Source organism: Mesorhizobium sp. CNPSo 4688 (assembly GCF_057784295.1).
This window is the reverse complement of record NZ_JBWLUY010000005.1, coordinates 21719-40282: the sequence shown is the minus strand read 5'-3', so window position 1 is coordinate 40282 and position 18564 is coordinate 21719. Positions and strand designations below refer to the sequence as shown.

The following is an 18564-nucleotide window of genomic DNA, read 5'->3' as shown; positions in this document are numbered from 1 at the left end:
CCGCCTGATTTATGGCATGACGGCGCCTTACGGACAGTTAATCCAGACAACCGGAACGGGAATGTTCATTCCGGATCCTGTTTCTTTAATTGTATTAGCAGCAGGAGAATCAAATCGCCGTTTGCAGGTCGTCACCAGGCTGCAATCTTAGCCATTCCGGCCCCAACTGATGGCGAAACCACGTCGTTTGCCGTTTGGCATATTGCCGCGTCGCGGCCTTGCAGCGCTCGATGGCCTGGGGGAAACTGATGTCATCAGCCATCGCGGCCGAGAGCTCGCGAACGCCGATCGCCTTCATCGCCGGCAAATCAGGATCGAGGCCAAGCGCCACAAGGCGTTTGACTTCATCGAGAGCGCCAAGATCGAGCATACGATCGAACCGGCTCTCAATCCGCTCGACAAGGGCCGCGCGGTCCGGTTCGATGACGAAGAACTGAGCGCTGTCGCGGTCGATCAGCGGCCGGCCACGCGCCGCTTGCCATTCGAGAATGGAGCGGCCGGAGGCGTCAAGCACCTCCAGCGCCCGCACGATGCGCTGGCCGTCGGTCGGCTTCAGCTGCATAGCAACCGCCGAATCCTCGTGCATCAGGAGGCGATGCAGCTTGGCCGCGCCTTGCTCCTTCAACTCGTAGCGCCAGCGGTCGCGCACCTGCTGCGGAATGTCCGGCATCTCCGAAATGCCCTCGGCAAGGGCGCGAAAATAAAGCCCGGTGCCGCCGACGAAAATCACCGGTCGCTCAAAGGGAGGGCCATCGGGCCGCCGGGCAAGCGTACCGTCATCGATCAGCTTCATCACGTCGCGCAGCCAGGCACCGGTGGAATAGGCGGTGGAGGGATGCACGTGGCCGTAGAGAAAGTGCGGCGCGCGGCCGAGTTCGGCCGCGTTCGGTCGCGCCGTCAGCACATCGAGCACCGAATAGCCCTGCATGGAATCGGTGTTGACGATGACACCGCCCTTGCGTTCGGCGAGATCGAGCGCCAGCGCCGACTTGCCGCTTGCGGTCGGCCCGGCTATCAGGATCGCGTTCTTCACGCGGCCCTCGCCCGCCTGCCTGGAATTTTCGATGCCGCTGATTGCCACGCTTGTGTCCCATCCGGTCCGCCGCAATGTCTCGGCCTCGCTTGCGAATATGGCCTCACGCTCGGTCGGCGCAAGCGCTGTTCGCTGGCTGGGTGAAGGCGTTGCGTGCGATCTGGTGTTGGCCGAAGGGGCTGAAACCACTGAGACGATTGCCGCCTTGCGCGCCTCGCTTGCCTCCGAGCCTGTCGACGTGATCGTCCAGCAGGCTGACACGCGCCGCAAGACAATACTGCTCGCCGACATGGATTCGACCATGATCGACCAGGAATGCATCGACGAACTGGCCGACGAGATCGGCGTCAAAGATCGCGTCGCCGCCATCACGGCGCGCTCGATGAATGGCGAGATCGCCTTCGAGCCCGCCTTACGGGAACGCGTGGTGCTGCTGAAAGGCCTCGATACCGCCGTTGTCGACCGCATCATCGCCAACCGCCTGACACTGGCGTCGGGCGGTCGCGCTCTGGTGCAGACGATGCGGGCCAATGGCGCCTGGACGGCACTTGTCTCCGGCGGCTTCGACGTGTTTACCAGCCGCATCGCGGGCATGCTCGGCTTCCAGGAAAACCGCGCCAACCGCCTGATCGAGGAAAACGGGCGCTTTGCCGGACTGGTCGCCGAGCCGATCCTCGGCCGCGCGGCCAAGGCCGATGCGCTTATCGAAATCTCGGCCCGCCTGGGCCTGACGCCGGCCGACGCCATTGCCGTCGGCGACGGCGCCAACGACCTCGACATGATCCGGCTTGCCGGCACCGGTGTTGCGCTCCACGCCAAACCCACCGTCGCCGCCGAAGCCAAAGTCCGCATCGACCATGGCGATCTCACCGCGCTGCTTTATGTGCAGGGCTACCGGCAGGAGGAATTCGTCGTATGAAACCGATGCGCACCGAACGCCTGATCCTGCGCAATTGGGAAGACCGCGACCGCGAGCTCTTCCATCGCATCAATTCGGACGAGCGGGTGATGGAATTCTTTCCGTTCCGCCGCGACCGTGCCGAGACGGATGCCAAGATGGACGAATTTCGGGGCTGGATCGCCGAGGACGGCTTTGGTTTTGCCGCCGCCGAGATTGCCGCGACGGGCGAATGCATTGGCTTTGTCGGCCTCTTGGAGACCGATCACGTGCCGTCCATGCCTTCCGATACGATCGAGATCGGCTGGCGACTGGCGCCGGAATTCTGGGGCAAGGGCTATGTCACCGAGGCCTCCGAAGCCTGGCTCGCCTTTGGCTTCGAAACGCTTGACCGCGACGAAATCGTCTCTTTCGCCGTCGCGGCCAACCGCCGCTCGACGGCCGTCATGGAGCGTCTTGGCATGAGCCCTGACCCGGCTCGCGATTTCGACCACCCATCCATCCCTGACAGCCACCCGCATCTCAAGCGGCATGTCCTCTACGCCCTATCGCGCAAGGACTGGCAGGCACGAAAAAGGGCGGCTCGCTAGCCGCCCTTTTCATTTCGAAATCAGATCGTTGCAGGCCTGACCGGACTCAATCCATCCGGATCGTAACAAACCGCAACTCGCCGGTCTTCGACGCCAGCATCAAGAGCGCATTCTTGCGCCCCTGCTCCTTCAGCGCGCCGATCCGGTCCATCACGTCCTTCGGGGTCGCGACCGATTCCTGGGCAATCTCGGTGATCACCTCGCCGGCCTGGATACCGCGCTCGGCGGCGGCGGAATCCTTGGTGACGTCGGTGATGACGACGCCCGAGACATCAGCCGCGATGCCGAACTTGGTCCGCGTCTCGTCATTGAGTTCGCCGACGGTCATGCCGAGCACCGAAGCCGTCGACACCGCCGGCGCCTTGTCACCGCCCTTGTCCTCCTCGGTAGTGCCGTCTTCGCCGCTGGCGAGCTTCTCGCCGTCCTCGAGCCGGCCGAGCGTCACCTTCACCGTCTGCTCGACGCCCTTGCGCACGATGATCACGTCGACCGCCTTGCCGACCGGGCTTTCCGCCACGACGCGCGGCAGGTCGCGCATTTCATGAATGTCCTTGCCGTCGAACTTGATGATGACATCGCCGGCGAGAATTGTGCCGTTGTCGACCGGTCCGCCCTTGATGACACCGGCAACCAGCGCGCCCTTGGCGGTCGCCATGCCGAGGCTCTCGGCGATGTCGTCGGTCACCGGCTGGATGCGTACGCCGAGCCAGCCGCGGCGGGTTTCGCCGAACTGGCGCAACTGGTCGACAACGCCCGAGGCGAGCTGCGAGGGGATGGAGAAGCCGATGCCGATCGAGCCGCCCGACGGCGAGATAATCGCCGTGTTGATGCCGATGACCTCGCCCACGCTGTTGAACAGCGGTCCGCCGGAATTGCCGCGGTTGATGGCGGCGTCGGTCTGGATGAAGTCGTCATAGGGGCCGGAATTGATATCGCGGTTGCGGGCCGAGACGATGCCGACCGTGACCGTGCCGCCGAGGCCGAACGGATTGCCAATCGCCATCACCCAGTCGCCGACGCGCATCTTGTTGGAATCGCCGAACTTCACCGCCGTCAGCTTGTGGCCCTTCGGGTCGACCTTGAGCACCGCGACGTCGGTCTTGGTGTCGGTGCCGACCAGCGTCGCCTTCAACGTCACGCCGTCGGAGAAATTCACCTCGATGTCGTCGGCATCGGCAATCACGTGATTATTGGTCACGACAATGCCCTGCTCGGCATCGACGACGAAGCCGGAGCCCAGCGACTGCACCTTTTGCGAGCCGCCATCCTTGTCGCCGCCACGGTTCTTGAAGAAATCGTCGAAGAAATCCTGGAACGGCGAGCCCTCCGGCAGTTGCGGCATCGGCACCGCGCCCGGACCTTCCGTGCCCTTCACGGTCTGCGAGGTCGAGATGTTGACCACCGCGCCTAGCAGGCCTTCGGCGAGGTCGGCGACCGAAGCCGGTCCGTCCGCAGCCACCGTCGGCGTCACGAAAGCCGGAACGGCAAGCGCGCCGACCATAAGTGCCGCAGCACCTGCGATGAACGTCCGCCGCGCCGCGCGCAGAAGGGTGTTGGATGTCATCGAGAGCCTCCCGGAATTGCGAAAAGAAAAAGCGCTTCGGCAAAACGCCGCGTCGCGTCATGTTGGCAAGAAATACGGCACATCTGCGGCTATAGCCACATCAGGAGGATAAATCCTCCGTTACACCTGATATCAGCGATCCTCAGCCACGCACCAGCCAGACAATGCCGACGCCGATGGCGATCGCCGCCAGCCCGACGATGCGCAGCGCATTTTCAGGCATCGACAGCACTTCCCCAGCAAGGCGTTTGGCAAGGCCGGGGAAACCGCCATAGACCAGGCCCTCGACGACGAGGACCAGGCCTATGGCCGCAAGAAAATCCTGCACCGCCCTACTGGGCGGGTGCAGGTTGCGCTGCCGGCGCGGCAGGTGCCGCCGGGGCCGCAGGCTTCGCGTCCGTGCCATCCGGATTGCGGAAGAAGCGGAAAAACTCCGAGTTCGGCGACAGCACCATCGTCGTCCCGGAGTTGTCCAGCGCCGTGCCGTAGGCATTCATCGACCGGTAGAAGTCGAAGAACGCCGGATCGCGTTTGTAGGCATCGGCGAAGGTAGCGCTGCGCTGGGCCTCGCCCTCACCGCGCAGGATTTCCGATTCCTTGCGCGCTTCGGCGACGATTTCCACCACCTCGCGGTCGGCGCGTGCGGTGATGCGCTGCGCGGCCTCTTTGCCGCGCGCTCTCAGCCGTTCGGCCTCGGCCAGACGTTCGGCCTTCATGCGGTCGAAGGTCTGCTGCGAAACCTCAGCCGTCAGGTCGGTCCGGCGGATGCGCACATCCTCGATCTGCAGGCCGAGCGACGTCGCGTCCGGCCGAAGCTGATCGCGCACTTCGCGCATCATCACGGCCCGCTCTTCCGAGAGCGCCGCTTCGAAGTCGCGCAGACCGTAGACACGGCGCAGCGCCGCATCGAGACGCGTCCGCAGTCGCGCTTCGGCCAGTGTGATCTGACCGGACACGGCGGAGCGGAACACGCGCGGATCCGAGATGCGGTAAGCGATGAAAGCATCGACCTCGTAGAACTTGCCGCCCGAAACCTGGACGCGGATGTTGTCGAGATCGAAGCGCAGCACCCTGTTTTCGATCAATTGCACGCTGTCGGCGTCGAAGAAGGCGAAAGGCGCCTTGAAATAGATGCCGGGCTCATTCTTGACATCGACGATCTCGCCGAACCGCAGCACGAGCGCCTGCTGGCGCGCGTTGACCACGAAGACCGAGGAGTAGATCAGGAACAGAAGCACGGCCGCGATGACGGCGAGGATGGGAAGACGATTGGCCATCACTGGGCTCCTCCGGTCGTGGCGCCAAGGGGCACGGGTGCCGGGGCCTTCGGCTGCAGTGCCGGCAGCGGCAAATAGGGGACGACCCCCTGCCCGTTGCCCTGTTCGACGATGACCTTGCTGGAGTCTTTCAGGACCTTCTCCATCGTTTCCAGATAAAGGCGCTTGCGCGTCACATCGGGGGCCTTGGCATATTCGTCATAGACCGAGATGAAGCGCTGCGCTTCGCCTTCGGCCTCCTGCACGACACGGTTCTTGTAGGCGGCCGCGTCTTCACGGACCTGTGCCGCCTCGCCGCGCGCCTGACCGAGCTTCTGGTTGGAATACTGGTTGGCCTGTTCGACGAACTTGTCCTCGTCCTGTTCGGCGCGCTGCACTTCGTCGAACGCGTCCGCCACTTCACGCGGTGGCGCCGCATCCTCGATCGAAACCGCGTTGACGTTCAGGCCGGCCTTGTAGCCGTCGAGCGTCGTCTGGATGATTTCACGCACCGACGCGGCGATGCCCTGGCGATCGTCGCGGAAAATGTCCTGGGCCGGTCGCCGGCCGACGGCTTCACGCATTGCGCTTTCAGCGACCTGCTGCAGCATGCCTTCGGGATCGGAGACGTCGAACAGATAGGCCCTTGGATCGGAGACCTGGTAGGCCACCGAAAACTGGACGTTGACGATATTCTGGTCGCCGGTCAGCATCAGCCCGGACGTGTTGCCACTCGTCGCGCCGCCACCACCGATATCGACGAGCTGCTCGGCGATGTTGGCCGTCTCGACGGTTTCAACGGGCCACCAATGGAAATGCAGACCCGGCTGCGACAGCTCCGGCTTCGGCTTGCCGAAGCGCAACTCGACCGCAACCTCGTCAGGCTGCACGGTATAGACCGCCTTGAACGCCCACAGCACGACCAGTGCCGCTGCGATCAACGCAAAAACGGCCGGGCTGGCGCCGCCGCCACCGGGCAGCGCGCGCCGCAGCCGGTCCTGGCCGCGGCGGATGATGTCCTCGAGATCGGGAGGTGACCCTTGCGGGCCGCCAGGCCCCTTTGGTCCCTGCCCCCAGGGTCCCTGATTGCCACCGCCGCCGCCCCATGGGCCGCCGCCGCCACCGCTCTTGTCGTTCCAGGGCATGAATGTCCTTTCGCTTGGAATTCCCTCAGCGCCGGCCTTGCGGCGCAAAATCCAGTTGTTCTTCTATAGGGACGCAGCGATGCGCTTTCAACGCGATCCGACACTGCACCGTCCGATTTGGACCGCTGCAAGCAGCAAATTCCAATAAGTCGCCTTATGAATGCGGCGTATTGTCGAGGGGAAGGCACCAAATGGCAAAAAGCGGCTTGGCATCCGCGCGCATGGCATGAACGATGTCAGGTGGATTGTAGACGACCCCGCCAACCCCGGGTTCATGCCACGCCTCGGCATTCTGCCGCCATTCCCCTTGAGACAGGACAAGATAAAGCTCTTCCGGCGGATGCCAATGATCAGGATAGGTCGTATGCGGCGCCATGACCGAGACTCCGATCTCGATTGCACTGCCTTGGACGAACCCGCCCGGGCCGACAATGAACGAATCGGCGTAGTTATCGGCCAGCACCGCCGACTTGCGGCGCTCGCTTTGATTGTTCCAGCTGAGATGCGGCTCGATCTCGCGCAGCGCGGCGGCGAGCTTGCCGAGATTGCCGCCGATCTTTTCAAGCTCCGCGAAGCATTCCGCGAGGTGGCGACAAGCCGGCTGGCGCTGGGGTCTCTCACGGCTTGCCTGCGGCGCCTCGAGCGCGGTGTTACCGAAAATCCGCTGGTGCGCAGCTTCACGCGCGGGTTCATTTCCCATACGCGAGCGTATTTCTGTACCGAGCAAATCCATGAAAGTGTCGATCGGCTGATGCTTGTTGGCTGTCACGGAGATACCTGGGTCATCGGCCGGCTGCGCTCGTAAACGGTATAGCGCGTTGCGTGGCTGTCCTTTTCACCAGCCGGAATATCCTGCGAACGGACAATTCGCCAGCTGGCCGGATCGATGTCAGGGAAATGCGCATCACCGTCGACCTTGGCCAGCACATGGGTGACATGCAGGCGGTCGGCGAGCGGCAGCGCCTGCGCATAGATCTCGCCGCCGCCGATGATGCAGATTTCGTCGACGCCGCTCATGCAACGCCCGCGCACCGTGGCCAGCTGGATCGCGGCTTCCAGCGAGTGCGCTACCTCGATGCCCTCGGCGCGCCAGGCCTTGTCGCGGGTCACCACGATGTTCAACCTGCCCGGCAGCGGCCGGCCGATGCCTTCATAGGTCTTGCGGCCCATGATGACGGGCTTGCCCATCGTATCGGCCTTGAAGCGCTTGAGATCGGTGGACAGCCGCCACGGCAGGCCGCCCTCGCGCCCGATGACGCCGTTCTCGGCGATGGCGACATAGATCGCGACGTCCATCAGTTGGCTTCCCCGGCGCCGTCATCAGACGGTTCCAAAAGCAATATGTCGACGTTGTGCTCGGGATAGAAATCCTGCGCCGTCGTCTCGAAGGTCGTCGGCCCGACCTTTTTGACATTGTCGCCGCAGAACGAAATCAGCGCTTTCGGATTGCCCTTGTCGACGGTCAACTTGAACTTGCCGATGCTGCCGTTCGCCCAGTTACCGCCGGTGGTCAGGATATAGGCGATGCGTTTCTCGTAAAATTTGGGATAACCGTCCGGATCGTCCTTGGCCGCCTTGCTCACCGCATTCTCGAAATTGTTGTCCATGCAGTAGCGGGTCTTGTAGGCAGCATACTGGCTACCCTGGAACTTGCCGTCATAGAAGAAGCTGACCGATGACGTCCCGCCGACGCTGGGCTTGTAGCGGTGCGAGACATGGACATCCTTGTTGGCCGGAAATGTCGAACGCCACCAATAGGTCGAGCGCAACTGCCACCACGGTGTATAGACTTTGTTCGCCTCAGTACCGTCGCTGCCCGTATCCTCGATGATGATGCCGCGGTTCTCCCAATCCTCGGCCACCGCCTTCGGCAGCTTCGCCAGGGCCGCCTTGGCCGCATCGCCGAATGGATTGAACGGCACGTTCTGCGCCTTCAGATCGGCGCCGATATCGATGCCGACAGCGAACACTTTCTGCTCCAGCTGCGGCTTCACCGGCGCGCCATCGATCGTCACCTCGAAACCAAGGAAATTGTCGCTCTGGTTTTCCGGGATGGCCGGCATTTCCTCAGGGTCGCCTTCGATGTCGGGCAACGGGAAGGCGACGATGGCATCGACATCCTTGTCGGTGTTGTTGTGGAAGACGTAGTCGACCGTCACCTTTTCCGGCGAGATGAACAGATCCTCGCTTTGCATCGCCACCGCATCGCTGCGTGACAGTATCAGGCCACCGGTGCCGAGTTCGGCGGTCGAATCATTGGCCAGTGCAGGCGCGGCTGAAAGCGCCAGCGCTACAGTCAGAACATATTGCAACATCGAAGCCCCTCGCCAAGAATGGGCGACCCTAGCCGTTTCAATGTGGCGTTTCAAAGCCCTTCCGCTGCAGCACCGGCATCACGACGGTCTGGACTAACAGGTTTCGATCGGGCAGGAGTTCGCCTCATGCGCAAGCTTCTCGTCATCGGCATCGGCGCCGGCAATCCCGATCATATGACCGTGCAGGCGATTGATGGCCTGAACCGGGCGGACGTCCTGTTTATTCCCGACAAGGGCGCGAAAAAGAACGATCTTGCCGAACTGCGCCGACATATCTGCGACCGTTTCGTCAAAAACCCGAAATCGCGCCGCGTCGAATTCGACGTGCCGGTGCGCGCCGAGCCGGCGCCGTCCTATCGCTCGACCGTCGACGACTGGCACGAGGCAATCGCCGAAATCTACGAAGGCCTGATCCGCGACGAGCTTGCCGAAAACGGCTGCGGCGCTTTCCTGATCTGGGGCGACCCTTCTCTCTACGACAGCGCGCTGCGCATTCTTGAGCGTGTGCGCCTACGGGGCAATGTCGGGTTCGAGTTGGAGGTCATTCCCGGCATCACTGCCGTCCAGGCGCTCGCCGCCAGCCACAAGATGGCGCTGAACCGTATCGGCGACCCCGTGCTGATCACCACCGGCCGCCGCCTGACCGAAGACGGCATGCCGCAAAATGCCGGCAGTGCGGTGGTCATGCTCGACGGTAAATGCGCCTTCAACACGCTGGCCGACAAGGATCTGATCATCCACTGGGGCGCCTATCTCGGCACCAAGGACGAAATCATGCTCTCCGGCCGCCTGGGCGATGTCGGCGAGAAGATTGAGAGGACAAGGGAAGAAGCCCGCAAAAGAAAGGGCTGGATCATGGACACCTATCTGCTGCGCAAGGCAGGCGAAGACGGTTAAGCCTACTGCCCTACTGCCCTACTGCCCTACTGCCCTACTGCCCTACTGCCCTACTGCCCTACTGCCCTATCCCGCATCAATCTCCGCCTGCAATGCCGCCATATGCGTGGCCGCTGCCGCGGCCGCAGCGCGTTCGATGGCGCGGAAACGGCTGACCACCGCCAGTCCGACCGAGGTCAGTTGCGCGCCGCCGCCCTTGCGACCGCCGGTCTGCGCCGCGACCAGCGGCTTGCCGAACACACGGTTCATGTCCTCGACCAGATCCCAGGCGTGTTTGTAGGACATCTCCATGCCGCGCGCGGCGGCCGAGATCGAGCCGAAGGTGGCGATCTGCTCCAGAAGCTCGATCTTGCCCGGACCGATGCGCCCGTCCGGATCGAGATTTATCCGCAAGCTCAGCGACGGCATGTCGTGTCCTCCGCGATCACACTAGCCTCTCTCGACCCATAGCGCTATTCCAAAACGATATAGCGGCAATCAGCCATCCGCTTCGGCCGGCAGCCCGGCGCCGGTATTGGCCCTGTCGAAGCTCACCGTCTTGACCACCGCGAACACCTTGCTCCCCAACTGGAGGCTCAGCGCGTGTCGTGACTGCTCGGTGATGCGGGCAAGCACGGTTGCGCCGTTGCAGTCGATGCCGACCTCGACCGTTGGCCCCTCACCCGAGCTGATCGCGACGATGATGCCGGGCAGGATGTTGAGCGCGCTCAGGCCTTTCGGTTGCTCGGTGGCGATCATCACGTCGCGGGCGCGGATGCGAATGCGCACCGGCGCACCGACCGATATAGCCAGCCGTGGCACCCGGATTTCGCCCGCCGCCGAACCGAGCACGCTCATGCCGAACGCCTCGTCGTGGCGCAGCACTTTGGTGTCCAGCACCGCACCGCCCTCGCCGCGCTCTTCCATCGGCAACAAATCGAGCCGCTGCATGATCGCGCCGGTCGGGCCTGAGGCAGCGACCTTGCCTTGCGCCATCACCACCACGTCGCTCGCCAGCCGCGCCACCTCGGCGACGGAGTGGCTGACATAGACGATCGGCAGCTTGGTCTCGTCGCGCAGCCGCTCGATATAGGGCAGGATTTCAGCCTTGCGCGCATCGTCGAGCGAGGCCAGCGGCTCGTCCATCAAAAGCAGCTTCGGGCTGGCCAGCAATGCCCGGCCGATCGCTACCCGCTGCTTCTCGCCGCCCGAGAGCTTAGCCGGCCGCCGGTCGAGCAGAGGACCGATGCCGAGCAGTTCAACGACGGCGTCCATATCCGCATAGCGCTCCGCTCCCGGCGTGAACCAGCGGCCATAGCGCAGATTGCCGGCCACACTCATATGCGGAAACAGCCGCGCATCCTGGAACACCATGCCGATGCGCCGCTTGTGCTTCGGTACGAAAATGCCAGCGCTGGTGTCGACCAGCACACGACCGTCGACCGCGATGCGTCCCTTGTCGGGTCGGATCAGGCCGGCGATCATGTTGATCAACGTCGTCTTGCCGGAGCCTGAGGGCCCGAACAGCGCCGTCAGCCGCCCGGCACTTTCGAAGCGCGCGTCGATGGCGAACTCACCGAGACGATGGCTGATGTCGACAAGGACGCTCATTCGATGTCCATCCGCCGGCCAACGCGCCGCGCCAGCACTTCCGAGGCGACCAGCGCTGCCATCGAAATGACGATGGAGATTAGCGTCAGCCGCAGCGCCCCGTCATCGCCGCCCGGCACTTGCGTAAAAGTGTAGATCGCCGAAGGCAGCGTCTGCGTCTCGTTGGGAATGTTGGAGACGAAGGTGATGGTGGCGCCGAACTCGCCCATCGCCTTGGCAAAGGACAGGATCGAGCCGGCGATCAGCCCGGGCAGGATCAGCGGCAGCGTGATCGTGGCGAACACAAACAGCGGATTGGCACCGAGCGTGCCTGCGGCGGCTTCCATTTTGCGGTCGACTGCCTCGATCGACAGACGGATCGCCCGCACCATCAGGGGGAAGCCCATAATGCCGCAGGCGAGAGCCGCGCCTGTCCAGCGAAACGAAAAGACGATGCCGAAATGCTCGGCCAGGAACGCACCGGCCGGCCCGCGACGACCGAAGGTGAGCAGCAAGAGATAGCCGGTCACCACTGGCGGCAGGATCAGCGGCAGATGGACCACGCCGTTGAGCAGCGTCTTGCCCCAGAATTTGCCGCGGGCAAGCAGCAGCGCGATCGCGATGCCCGGGGGCAGGCTGAAAAGCATTGCCACCGTCGCTACCTTGATCGACAGCCGGACCGCATTCCATTCGTCGGGAGTGAGGTCCAGCAGCCAGTTCATGTCGCGAGGTGAAGCCCCTTGGAACTCAGTTGCTTGGCGTCAGGATCGTGAAACCTTGATCCCTAAACAGCTCCGCCGCCTTGGCGGACTGCAGGCATTTCAGGAGGGCCGGCGTATCCTTGTCCTTCGAGTCGGCGGTCTGGGCAACCGGGTAGATGATCGGCGGATGTGAATCCTCCGGGAAGGTGCCAACCACCTTGACGCCCTTGTCGGCATGCGCGTCGGTAGCATAGACGATGCCGAGCGGTGCTTCACCCATCGAAACCAGCTTGAGTGCCGCGCGCACATTCTCGGCCTGCGCCACCTTGCCTTCGACCGAGGACCAGACGCCGAGCGATTCAAGTGCTGCCTTGCCATACTTGCCGGCCGGCACCGCCTTGAAATCGCCCATGGCGAGCTTGCCGTCGCCGACCAGCTTGGCGAGGTCAAAGCCCTTTTCGATCTTGGTTTCGACCGTCGAATCCTTCGGCGCCACCAGCACGATCTGGTTGCCGAGCAATTTCACTTCGGTGTCCGGCTTGGTCAGCTTCTTGTCGGAGAGATACTTCATCCAGTCGAGATCGGCCGAGATGAAGACATCGGCCGGAGCGCCACCCTCGATCTGCTTGGCCAGGGCCGAGCTTGCGGCGTAGGAAATGGTAGCGGCTTCACCGACATCGGCTTCGCAGGCCTTGTTGACGGCATCGAGGCCGTCCTTGAGGCTGGCCGCGGCGAATACGATCACCTTGTCTTCCGCGTGCGCGGCCGGCACCGTGGCCATCAGCGCTGCAGCAAAGCCGCCGACCGCGATCCCCCTCAATCCAAAACCTTTGTGCCTCAACATGAAAACTCTCCCTGGGTTTTGAAATCCGACCGGCCCGTGCTTAGGATCGATATATCCGGATGAATATAACATGGGAAGGCACCATCCGTCGAAAGCGTCTGTTCGGCATCGATCGTTCTGGTTATGACGAGCGCAGAAACCCTGAAAAGGAATTCCCCATGAAAATCAGCGCGCGCAACATCCTCAAGGGAACCGTCACCGAGATCGTCAAGGGCGCCACCACCTCGCATGTCCGCATCGACGTCGGCGGCTCGGTCGTCACCGCTTCGATCACCAACGAGGCCGTCGCCGATCTCAAGCTCGAAAAGGGCAAGCAGGCCTATGCCGTGATCAAGGCATCGGACGTCATGGTCGGCATTGATTGAGGAACGGAGAGCTAAACGGCGATCGGCGCCTTGATCGTCGCGTCAGCAAAATAGTTTTCCAGCCGGAAATCCTCGAAGCGGAAGGCGAACAGGTCCTTCACCTCCGGATTGATCCACAGCGTCGGCAGCGCCTTGGGCGTGCGCCGCAATTGCTCGCGCGCCTGCTCGAAATGGTTGGAGTAGAGATGCGCGTCGCCCAGCGTATGGACGAAATCGCCAGGCTTCAGCCCGGTGACCTGCGCCACCATTAGGGTCAGCAGCGCATAGGAGGCAATGTTGAACGGCACGCCGAGGAAAATGTCGGCCGAGCGCTGGTAGAGCTGGCAGGAGAGCTTGCCTTCCGAGACGTAGAACTGGAACAGGCAGTGGCAGGGCGGTAGCGCCATGGCCTCGACCTCGGCCGGGTTCCATGCCGAAACAATCAGTCGGCGTGAATTCGGATTCTTGCGTATCTCCTTGAGAAGATTGGCAATCTGGTCGATCGACCCGCCATGGCCATCCGGCCAGGAGCGCCATTGCTTGCCGTAGACCGGGCCGAGATCGCCATTCTCGTCGGCCCACTCGTCCCAGATCGAAACGCCGTGGTCATTGAGGTATTTGATGTTGGTGTCGCCGGCCAGGAACCACAGGAGTTCATGGACGATCGATTTCAGATGCAGCTTCTTGGTCGTGGTGACGGGAAAGCCGCGCGCCAGGTCGAAGCGCATCTGGTAGCCGAACACCCCACGCGTGCCGGTGCCAGTGCGGTCGCCGCGATCGGCGCCATTGTCCAGAACATGCTGCAAAAGGTCGAGATATTGGCGCATCGGCTTCGCCTCGATTCGGGGTTTAGCAATAATAGCCGACTGGCGGACGGGCGAACATATCAAAAGGGACCAGAACGCGGCTTGCTCCCACCACTCTTTCAACGGGTGGCGCTGCCCCTCACCTGCCTGCCGGCACCCTCTCCCCGTATAGTGACGGGGAGAGGGGTGCTGTGCCGAGGGTTTCGCCAATCGCAAGTGTCGATGAAAGAACGCCAAGGCGGCGGTCAGCTCTTTCTCCCCGTCACTATTACCGGGAGAAATGCCCGGCAGGGCAATGAGGGGCGGCGTCCACGCTTAACAAGGAGCATGCCAGAAGGCTCGCTACCCAGCAAAAATCTCAGAGCGAGCCGAGCTTGCCCAGATCCTTGGCGACCAGATAATAAAAGGTCACGCGGCTCTTGGAACTGTCGGCGGCCAGCGCCTTGCAGGTCTTCTCGATCGCGGCGTCGGCTTTCGCCCCGTCGGTCACGCCGAGCTTCTTGGCGACCCAGTTGGTCTTGACCCGCTCTAACTCCTTGGGGTCGGTGCACGAGACCAGCGAGGAATCGCGGTTCCTGAGCGCAATGCCCAGATGCTTGACGATCTTTTCGACCGCATCGGCGCTGGCACCGGCGTCGTATTTCTTCACATCCGCAAGATAGTCGGCCATCAGACTTCCCTCGTCGGCGCCACGGATCCGGTCGATGAGGGCTGTGGCGCGCTACGCAACCTGTGCGCTAGGTCGATACTCCTCACCGGCGCAAAGCTTCGGTTGAGACCGTGTCCAAGTCAACCCTCGGGGTCACAGTTTGCCACGGGCAAGAAGTGCCATTGCGGCCTTTCATTTCGTGCGACGACCCCCTATATTCGTTTTGTCGGCTTGACCGACTATGGCGATAAATGGGCGATGAAATAAGCCGTTCGGACCCGGGGGCGGTACCCGGCGCCTCCACCAAAAGCCGCTTTGACCACAAGGCGGTTTTTGCTGGGGGCGAAATAGGATCGACGAAGGTGTAAAGATCGTACTTTTGCCCGGCATTGTACCACCGTCATCGGGCTAAACTTATAGTTGCCAACGACAACTATGCGGAAGCTCGTCTCGCTGCGTAATGCAGTGCGAACGCTTCAAATCAAGCCCTAGAGGTTCGCACTTCTAGGCGGGGTTCGGAGGTACCTGGCAACAGAAACCTCCACTTCTCCCCCTCCATCGATATCATACGCGCAATGTCGGCTGGCGCTGGCTTCGCACGGGCGGCGAAGCCGTCGAGCTGTCTGCGCTCTTTCTCCATTCTGGCTGGGACCGGATTATCCCAGACATGAAAAAAGGCCGGGTCAGATCCGGCCTTTTTCGTTGCGTGTGGTTGCTTACTCAGCCGGCGCTTCCACCGCTTCCCGCGTGCGGCCGAGCGTCAGCTTGGCCAGCGTGAACGAGATCACGGCGCACAGCGTAATGCCGGCCACCATCGGCAGCGGCGTGCCATCGAAGAAGATGCCCGCGACACCCATGGCCAGCGCGCCGATGGCGAAGTGCAGCGTGCCCATCAGCGCCGAGGCCGTGCCGGCGATCTCGCCATGCTCTTCCATGGCCAGCACCGACGTGGTCGGAATGACCAGGCCGAGGAAGCCGTAGCCGATGAAGAGCAGCGCGGCCATCACGTCGAGCCGGTCGACGCCGGTCGCCATGATCGCAAACAACACCACCATCGTCGTGGCATAGCCGGTCACCGCAACCCAGACGATGCGCTTCAGGCCGAAACGTTCCGACAACACTCCGGTCAGCTGCGACATGCCGATAAAGGCCACCGCATTGATCGAGAAGAACACGCTGTAGACCGAAGGCGACAGCCCGTAATGGTCGATCAGGATGAAGGACGAGCTCGAGAGGTAGACGAAGAAGCTGGCAATGCCGAAGCCGGCGATCGCCACCAGGCCGAGGAAATTGCGGTCACCCATCAGGAAGCGATAGCCGGCAAGTGCGGTGCCGAAGGAGGAACCGACGCGTTCTTCCGCCGGCCGCGTCTCCTTGAGCGAGGTCGCCAAAAGAATGGTCGCCAGCAGGGCCGCGCCCGTCACCGTCCAGAACACGGCGCGCCAGCCGAAATTCTCGATGATCTGGCTGCCGGTCAGCGGCGCCAGGATCGGTGACACCGAAAACACCAGCATCAACAGCGACATCAGCTTGGCAGCTTCAGTGCCGGTGTGCAGGTCGCGCACGATGGCGCGCGGCACCGCCATACCGGCGCTGGCGCCGAGGCCTTGCAGGAAGCGGAAGGCAATCAGCCATTCGATGGTCGGCGCCATTGCCGAACCGATGCCGCCGACCATGAACAGCGCCAAGCCGCCATAGAGCGGCAGCTTGCGGCCAACCATGTCGGAGATCGGCCCGACGACGATCTGGCCGAAGCCCATCGACAGGAAGAAAATCAGCAGGCTCATCTGCACGGCGGCGGTGCCGGCATGCAAATCCTCGCCGATCGAAGGTAGCGCGGGCAGATACATGTCGATAGCGAAAGGGCCGATGGCGGACAACAAGCCGAGCACGACCGCGATGCGGAGGAATTTGGGACTCATGATAAAGGCTTCTTTCGAATCTGGTTGCCGCCGGCAAGCGACGTCTAACCCCAGGACGTTCCATCCCGTGGAAATCCGACATCCCGGGGCGAATTCATTCGTCCCCTTGGAGTAGATTTCCGTTTTCTTATGTCCACAAATTTAGACAGTCTTGTCTAATTCGTCAATCACCTCTATATAGATTTTTATGAAGCCCGCCGTTTCTCCTGACATTTTCCCGCCACGCGGCCACGAGGCCAAGCGTATGTCGATCATCGATGCGGCGGCCTCGGTGTTTTGCCGCGAAGGCTTTGCCGGCGCCAATATCGACCTGATCGCCGCGGAGGCCGGCGTCTCGCGCCAGACCATCTACAATCACCACCGCGACAAGGAAAAGCTTTTCATGGCCGTGGTGCGCGACCTGACCGAGCGCTGCAATGCCGGCATCTTCGCCACCTTCGCCAGCTTCCCCGATCAGCCCAGGGATCTCGAAGTCGATTTGATCGGCTTCGCCGTGCGCATGAACCAGAACTGCATCTGCAATCGCGACGGACGCTTCCTGCGCAAGCTGATCCAGACCGAAGGCGAGCGCTATCCCGAGCTGTTCGCCGAATGGCGCGACCAGGGTCCGGGGCGGACCTGGCCCGCACTTGCCGCGCGCTTCGCCCGCCTCGCCCATGCCGGCCACCTCGCGGTCGACGATCCCGATGTCGCCGCGCGCCAGTTCCTGGCGCTGGCCAACGCCGAACTGCAGACCACCTTCATGCTCGGCGGCACGCCTTCGGAAGATGAAGTGCTGCAATCCGCCACCCACGGCGTGCGCACCTTCCTGCGCGCCTTCGGCAAGCGTAGATCAGCAGCGGCGGTGGAAAAGCAGTTGGCCAGCGCCTGAACGAATTAGAGCCAGCGATCAAATCGTCATTGATGGGCCTCGCTTCGGCGCATCAGCGATCTATATCCGGTTTACGCCGCCCTCAAGCTTGATTACAGCTATGCGGACGATTCAACGGAACCCGACCAGCACATGGCCGACGACCACATCCGCTACGACATTCTGGCCCAGGAGGCGTTGCGCGGCGTCATGCGCAAGGTGCTGGCCGAAGTCGCGCGCACCGGCCTTCCCGGCAATCATCATTTCTTCATCACATTCCTGACCGGCGCGCCTGGCGTGCGCGTGTCTTCCAGGCTGCGCGAGCGCTATCCCGAACAGATGACCATTGTCATCCAGTTCCAGTATTGGGACCTCAAGGTGACCGACACCGGCTTCGAGGTTGGTCTGTCCTTCTCAGATGTGCCGGAGAAACTGGAAATCCCCTTCTCGGCCGTGCGGGGCTTCTACGACCCGTCGGTCAATTTCGAACTCGAATTCGACGTCAAGACAGACATTTCCGCCGAAGACGAAGCGCCAGCACAGCAGGCTCGCGAGCCCTTGGCCATCGTCTCCGAGAAAAAGCCTAAGGCCGAAAAGAAGGCCGCCGCGGCCGAAGCCGAGAAGAAGCCCGCCGTGGCCGATGCCGGCAAGGGCGCCGACGTCGTGTCGCTCGACGCCTTCCGCAAGAAGTAGCCGACGAGCCACGACATGGGCGAAATCGTCAATCTTCGCCAGGTCCGCAAGCAGAAGGCGCGCGCCGAAAAAGAAAAGCACGCCGGCGAGAACCGCGCTCTGCACGGCCGTTCCAAAGCCGAAAAAACCCGCGACCGGCTGACATCAGATAAGGCCGAGAAGTTCGTCGCCGGCCATCGCCGCGAACGCCCGGAAGATCAGGGCGATTGATGGGCAGCCTGCGGTGAGCCCGGTCGAAAAACGCTCGGTGACGATCCGCGGCCACCGCACCAGCTATTCGCTCGAAAAACCCTTCTATGACGATCTCGTCGCCATGGCCGCAGCGCGAAAGCTGACACTTGCGGCCCTTGTCGCCGAAATCGATGAAACCCGACCCCGCGACGCCAACCTCTCCTCGGCGCTCAGACTGCATGTGCTGGACTGGGCCAAGCGCGGGATGCGTTGAACTGGGCTAGAGCGTTTCACCGTTTCACGGAAACGGCGAACCG

At 62.6% G+C, this 18564-nt stretch carries 23 protein-coding genes and 1 other RNA gene; 9 read left to right on the top strand and 15 right to left on the bottom strand.

Annotated elements, in window-relative coordinates; translation table 11 throughout:
- Positions 1–109: 109 nt before the first annotated feature.
- Complete coding sequence (gene miaA / locus AC04SH_RS10420) at positions 110–1075, bottom strand: tRNA (adenosine(37)-N6)-dimethylallyltransferase MiaA (RefSeq protein WP_488575192.1); 966 nt, start codon at positions 1073–1075, stop codon at positions 110–112.
- Between miaA and serB the strand changes: the two genes are divergently transcribed.
- Positions 1065–1952 (top strand): phosphoserine phosphatase SerB, encoded by an 888-nt coding sequence (serB, locus tag AC04SH_RS10415; RefSeq protein WP_488574945.1) that lies wholly within the window; start codon positions 1065–1067, stop codon positions 1950–1952. The genes miaA and serB overlap by 11 nt on opposite strands.
- A complete protein-coding gene (locus AC04SH_RS10410) occupies positions 1949–2521 on the top strand; it encodes a GNAT family N-acetyltransferase (RefSeq protein ID WP_488574944.1) in 573 nt (190 codons plus the stop codon). Before serB ends, AC04SH_RS10410 begins: the two co-directional genes overlap by 4 nt.
- A 46-nt stretch (positions 2522–2567) precedes the next feature.
- Here AC04SH_RS10410 and AC04SH_RS10405 read toward each other — a convergent pair whose 3' ends face one another.
- The 7 genes from AC04SH_RS10405 to AC04SH_RS10375 form a co-directional block, all read right to left on the bottom strand.
- Positions 2568–4085, bottom strand: coding sequence for a DegQ family serine endoprotease (locus AC04SH_RS10405; protein WP_488574943.1), 1518 nt, complete (start codon positions 4083–4085; stop codon positions 2568–2570).
- A gap of 142 nt (positions 4086–4227) precedes the next feature.
- Positions 4228–4413 (bottom strand): DUF2065 domain-containing protein, encoded by a 186-nt coding sequence (locus tag AC04SH_RS10400; protein ID WP_112560446.1) that lies wholly within the window; start codon positions 4411–4413, stop codon positions 4228–4230.
- A 4-nt stretch (positions 4414–4417) separates the two neighbouring features.
- Complete coding sequence (gene hflC, locus AC04SH_RS10395; protein ID WP_112560445.1) at positions 4418–5362, bottom strand: protease modulator HflC; 945 nt, start codon at positions 5360–5362, stop codon at positions 4418–4420.
- On the bottom strand, positions 5362–6486 hold the full coding sequence (gene hflK / locus AC04SH_RS10390; protein WP_488574942.1) for an FtsH protease activity modulator HflK: 1125 nt from the start codon (positions 6484–6486) through the stop codon (positions 5362–5364). The genes hflC and hflK overlap by 1 nt, the downstream gene beginning before the upstream one ends.
- Before the next feature lie 154 nt (positions 6487–6640).
- Positions 6641–7255, bottom strand: coding sequence for a dimethylsulfonioproprionate lyase family protein (locus tag AC04SH_RS10385; RefSeq protein WP_488574941.1), 615 nt, complete (start codon positions 7253–7255; stop codon positions 6641–6643).
- Positions 7252–7782 carry a dihydrofolate reductase gene (locus AC04SH_RS10380; protein ID WP_488574940.1) on the bottom strand — a complete coding sequence of 177 codons (531 nt, stop codon included), beginning with the start codon at positions 7780–7782 and terminating at the stop codon, positions 7252–7254. The genes AC04SH_RS10385 and AC04SH_RS10380 overlap by 4 nt, the downstream gene beginning before the upstream one ends.
- Entirely contained in the window at positions 7782–8801 is a 1020-nt protein-coding gene (locus tag AC04SH_RS10375; RefSeq protein ID WP_488574939.1) for a DUF4424 domain-containing protein, read from the bottom strand. Before AC04SH_RS10375 ends, AC04SH_RS10380 begins: the two co-directional genes overlap by 1 nt.
- Before the next feature lie 126 nt (positions 8802–8927).
- Here AC04SH_RS10375 and cobF point away from each other — a divergent pair, with 126 nt between their 5' ends.
- Positions 8928–9698 (top strand): precorrin-6A synthase (deacetylating), encoded by a 771-nt coding sequence (gene cobF / locus AC04SH_RS10370; protein ID WP_488574938.1) that lies wholly within the window; start codon positions 8928–8930, stop codon positions 9696–9698.
- A 66-nt stretch (positions 9699–9764) separates the two neighbouring features.
- Here cobF and AC04SH_RS10365 read toward each other — a convergent pair whose 3' ends face one another.
- From AC04SH_RS10365 to modA, 4 genes are all read right to left on the bottom strand, one after another.
- The gene (locus AC04SH_RS10365; RefSeq protein ID WP_203278662.1) at positions 9765–10106 is read right to left on the bottom strand and encodes a winged helix-turn-helix domain-containing protein; all 342 of its coding nucleotides are present in this window, start codon (positions 10104–10106) and stop codon (positions 9765–9767) included.
- Positions 10107–10175: 69 nt separating this feature from the next.
- Positions 10176–11288 carry a molybdenum ABC transporter ATP-binding protein gene (gene modC / locus AC04SH_RS10360; protein ID WP_488574937.1) on the bottom strand — a complete coding sequence of 371 codons (1113 nt, stop codon included), beginning with the start codon at positions 11286–11288 and terminating at the stop codon, positions 10176–10178.
- The gene (modB, locus tag AC04SH_RS10355; protein ID WP_112560437.1) at positions 11285–11989 is read right to left on the bottom strand and encodes a molybdate ABC transporter permease subunit; all 705 of its coding nucleotides are present in this window, start codon (positions 11987–11989) and stop codon (positions 11285–11287) included. The genes modC and modB overlap by 4 nt, the downstream gene beginning before the upstream one ends.
- A gap of 25 nt (positions 11990–12014) precedes the next feature.
- Entirely contained in the window at positions 12015–12809 is a 795-nt protein-coding gene (gene modA, locus AC04SH_RS10350; protein ID WP_488575191.1) for a molybdate ABC transporter substrate-binding protein, read from the bottom strand.
- A 161-nt stretch (positions 12810–12970) separates the two neighbouring features.
- Here modA and AC04SH_RS10345 point away from each other — a divergent pair, with 161 nt between their 5' ends.
- Positions 12971–13177 carry a TOBE domain-containing protein gene (locus AC04SH_RS10345; RefSeq protein WP_142865345.1) on the top strand — a complete coding sequence of 69 codons (207 nt, stop codon included), beginning with the start codon at positions 12971–12973 and terminating at the stop codon, positions 13175–13177.
- A gap of 11 nt (positions 13178–13188) precedes the next feature.
- Here AC04SH_RS10345 and AC04SH_RS10340 read toward each other — a convergent pair whose 3' ends face one another.
- Together AC04SH_RS10340 and AC04SH_RS10335 are read right to left on the bottom strand one after the other, a co-directional pair.
- Positions 13189–13983 (bottom strand): thymidylate synthase, encoded by a 795-nt coding sequence (locus AC04SH_RS10340; RefSeq protein WP_488574936.1) that lies wholly within the window; start codon positions 13981–13983, stop codon positions 13189–13191.
- A gap of 337 nt (positions 13984–14320) precedes the next feature.
- Positions 14321–14632 carry a DUF2853 family protein gene (locus tag AC04SH_RS10335; RefSeq protein ID WP_112394624.1) on the bottom strand — a complete coding sequence of 104 codons (312 nt, stop codon included), beginning with the start codon at positions 14630–14632 and terminating at the stop codon, positions 14321–14323.
- Positions 14633–14797: 165 nt separating this feature from the next.
- On the opposite strand from AC04SH_RS10335, the gene ssrA reads away from it, so the two are divergent.
- Positions 14798–15157: a transfer-messenger RNA gene (gene ssrA, locus AC04SH_RS10330) on the top strand.
- A 170-nt stretch (positions 15158–15327) separates the two neighbouring features.
- On the opposite strand, the gene AC04SH_RS10325 is transcribed toward ssrA, so the two are convergent.
- On the bottom strand, positions 15328–16533 hold the full coding sequence (locus AC04SH_RS10325; protein ID WP_477231480.1) for a multidrug effflux MFS transporter: 1206 nt from the start codon (positions 16531–16533) through the stop codon (positions 15328–15330).
- Between the two features lie 187 nt (positions 16534–16720).
- Here AC04SH_RS10325 and AC04SH_RS10320 point away from each other — a divergent pair, with 187 nt between their 5' ends.
- The 4 genes from AC04SH_RS10320 (at position 16721) to AC04SH_RS10305 (ending at position 18521) form a co-directional block, all read left to right on the top strand.
- Complete coding sequence (locus AC04SH_RS10320) at positions 16721–17404, top strand: TetR/AcrR family transcriptional regulator (protein WP_477231481.1); 684 nt, start codon at positions 16721–16723, stop codon at positions 17402–17404.
- A gap of 132 nt (positions 17405–17536) precedes the next feature.
- Positions 17537–18076, top strand: a complete 540-nt coding sequence (locus AC04SH_RS10315) for an SspB family protein (RefSeq protein ID WP_488574935.1) — start codon at positions 17537–17539, stop codon at positions 18074–18076.
- Positions 18077–18091: 15 nt separating this feature from the next.
- A complete protein-coding gene (locus tag AC04SH_RS10310) occupies positions 18092–18286 on the top strand; it encodes a DUF4169 family protein (protein WP_488574934.1) in 195 nt (64 codons plus the stop codon).
- Positions 18287–18299: 13 nt separating this feature from the next.
- A complete protein-coding gene (locus tag AC04SH_RS10305) occupies positions 18300–18521 on the top strand; it encodes a ribbon-helix-helix domain-containing protein (RefSeq protein ID WP_488574933.1) in 222 nt (73 codons plus the stop codon).
- Positions 18522–18564: the final 43 nt, after the last annotated feature.

Excerpts from the sequence above, each read along its gene's own strand:
- AC04SH_RS10320 (WP_477231481.1), top strand. The coding sequence starts at position 16,721 with ATGAAGCCCGCCGTTTCTCCTGACATTTTCCCGCCACGCGGCCACGAG.
- hflC (WP_112560445.1), bottom strand. The coding sequence starts at position 5,362 with ATGGCCAATCGTCTTCCCATCCTCGCCGTCATCGCGGCCGTGCTTCTG.
- AC04SH_RS10345 (WP_142865345.1), top strand. The coding sequence starts at position 12,971 with ATGAAAATCAGCGCGCGCAACATCCTCAAGGGAACCGTCACCGAGATC.
- AC04SH_RS10380 (WP_488574940.1), bottom strand. The coding sequence starts at position 7,782 with ATGGACGTCGCGATCTATGTCGCCATCGCCGAGAACGGCGTCATCGGG.
- AC04SH_RS10365 (WP_203278662.1), bottom strand. The coding sequence starts at position 10,106 with ATGCCGTCGCTGAGCTTGCGGATAAATCTCGATCCGGACGGGCGCATC.
- AC04SH_RS10405 (WP_488574943.1), bottom strand. The coding sequence starts at position 4,085 with ATGACATCCAACACCCTTCTGCGCGCGGCGCGGCGGACGTTCATCGCA.
- cobF (WP_488574938.1), top strand. The coding sequence starts at position 8,928 with ATGCGCAAGCTTCTCGTCATCGGCATCGGCGCCGGCAATCCCGATCAT.
- AC04SH_RS10315 (WP_488574935.1), top strand. The coding sequence starts at position 17,537 with ATGGCCGACGACCACATCCGCTACGACATTCTGGCCCAGGAGGCGTTG.
- AC04SH_RS10410 (WP_488574944.1), top strand. The coding sequence starts at position 1,949 with ATGAAACCGATGCGCACCGAACGCCTGATCCTGCGCAATTGGGAAGAC.
- serB (WP_488574945.1), top strand. The coding sequence starts at position 1,065 with ATGCCGCTGATTGCCACGCTTGTGTCCCATCCGGTCCGCCGCAATGTC.
- modC (WP_488574937.1), bottom strand. The coding sequence starts at position 11,288 with ATGAGCGTCCTTGTCGACATCAGCCATCGTCTCGGTGAGTTCGCCATC.
- AC04SH_RS10325 (WP_477231480.1), bottom strand. The coding sequence starts at position 16,533 with ATGAGTCCCAAATTCCTCCGCATCGCGGTCGTGCTCGGCTTGTTGTCC.
- hflK (WP_488574942.1), bottom strand. The coding sequence starts at position 6,486 with ATGCCCTGGAACGACAAGAGCGGTGGCGGCGGCGGCCCATGGGGCGGC.
- modB (WP_112560437.1), bottom strand. The coding sequence starts at position 11,989 with ATGAACTGGCTGCTGGACCTCACTCCCGACGAATGGAATGCGGTCCGG.
- AC04SH_RS10310 (WP_488574934.1), top strand. The coding sequence starts at position 18,092 with ATGGGCGAAATCGTCAATCTTCGCCAGGTCCGCAAGCAGAAGGCGCGC.
- AC04SH_RS10335 (WP_112394624.1), bottom strand. The coding sequence starts at position 14,632 with ATGGCCGACTATCTTGCGGATGTGAAGAAATACGACGCCGGTGCCAGC.
- AC04SH_RS10340 (WP_488574936.1), bottom strand. The coding sequence starts at position 13,983 with ATGCGCCAATATCTCGACCTTTTGCAGCATGTTCTGGACAATGGCGCC.
- AC04SH_RS10375 (WP_488574939.1), bottom strand. The coding sequence starts at position 8,801 with ATGTTGCAATATGTTCTGACTGTAGCGCTGGCGCTTTCAGCCGCGCCT.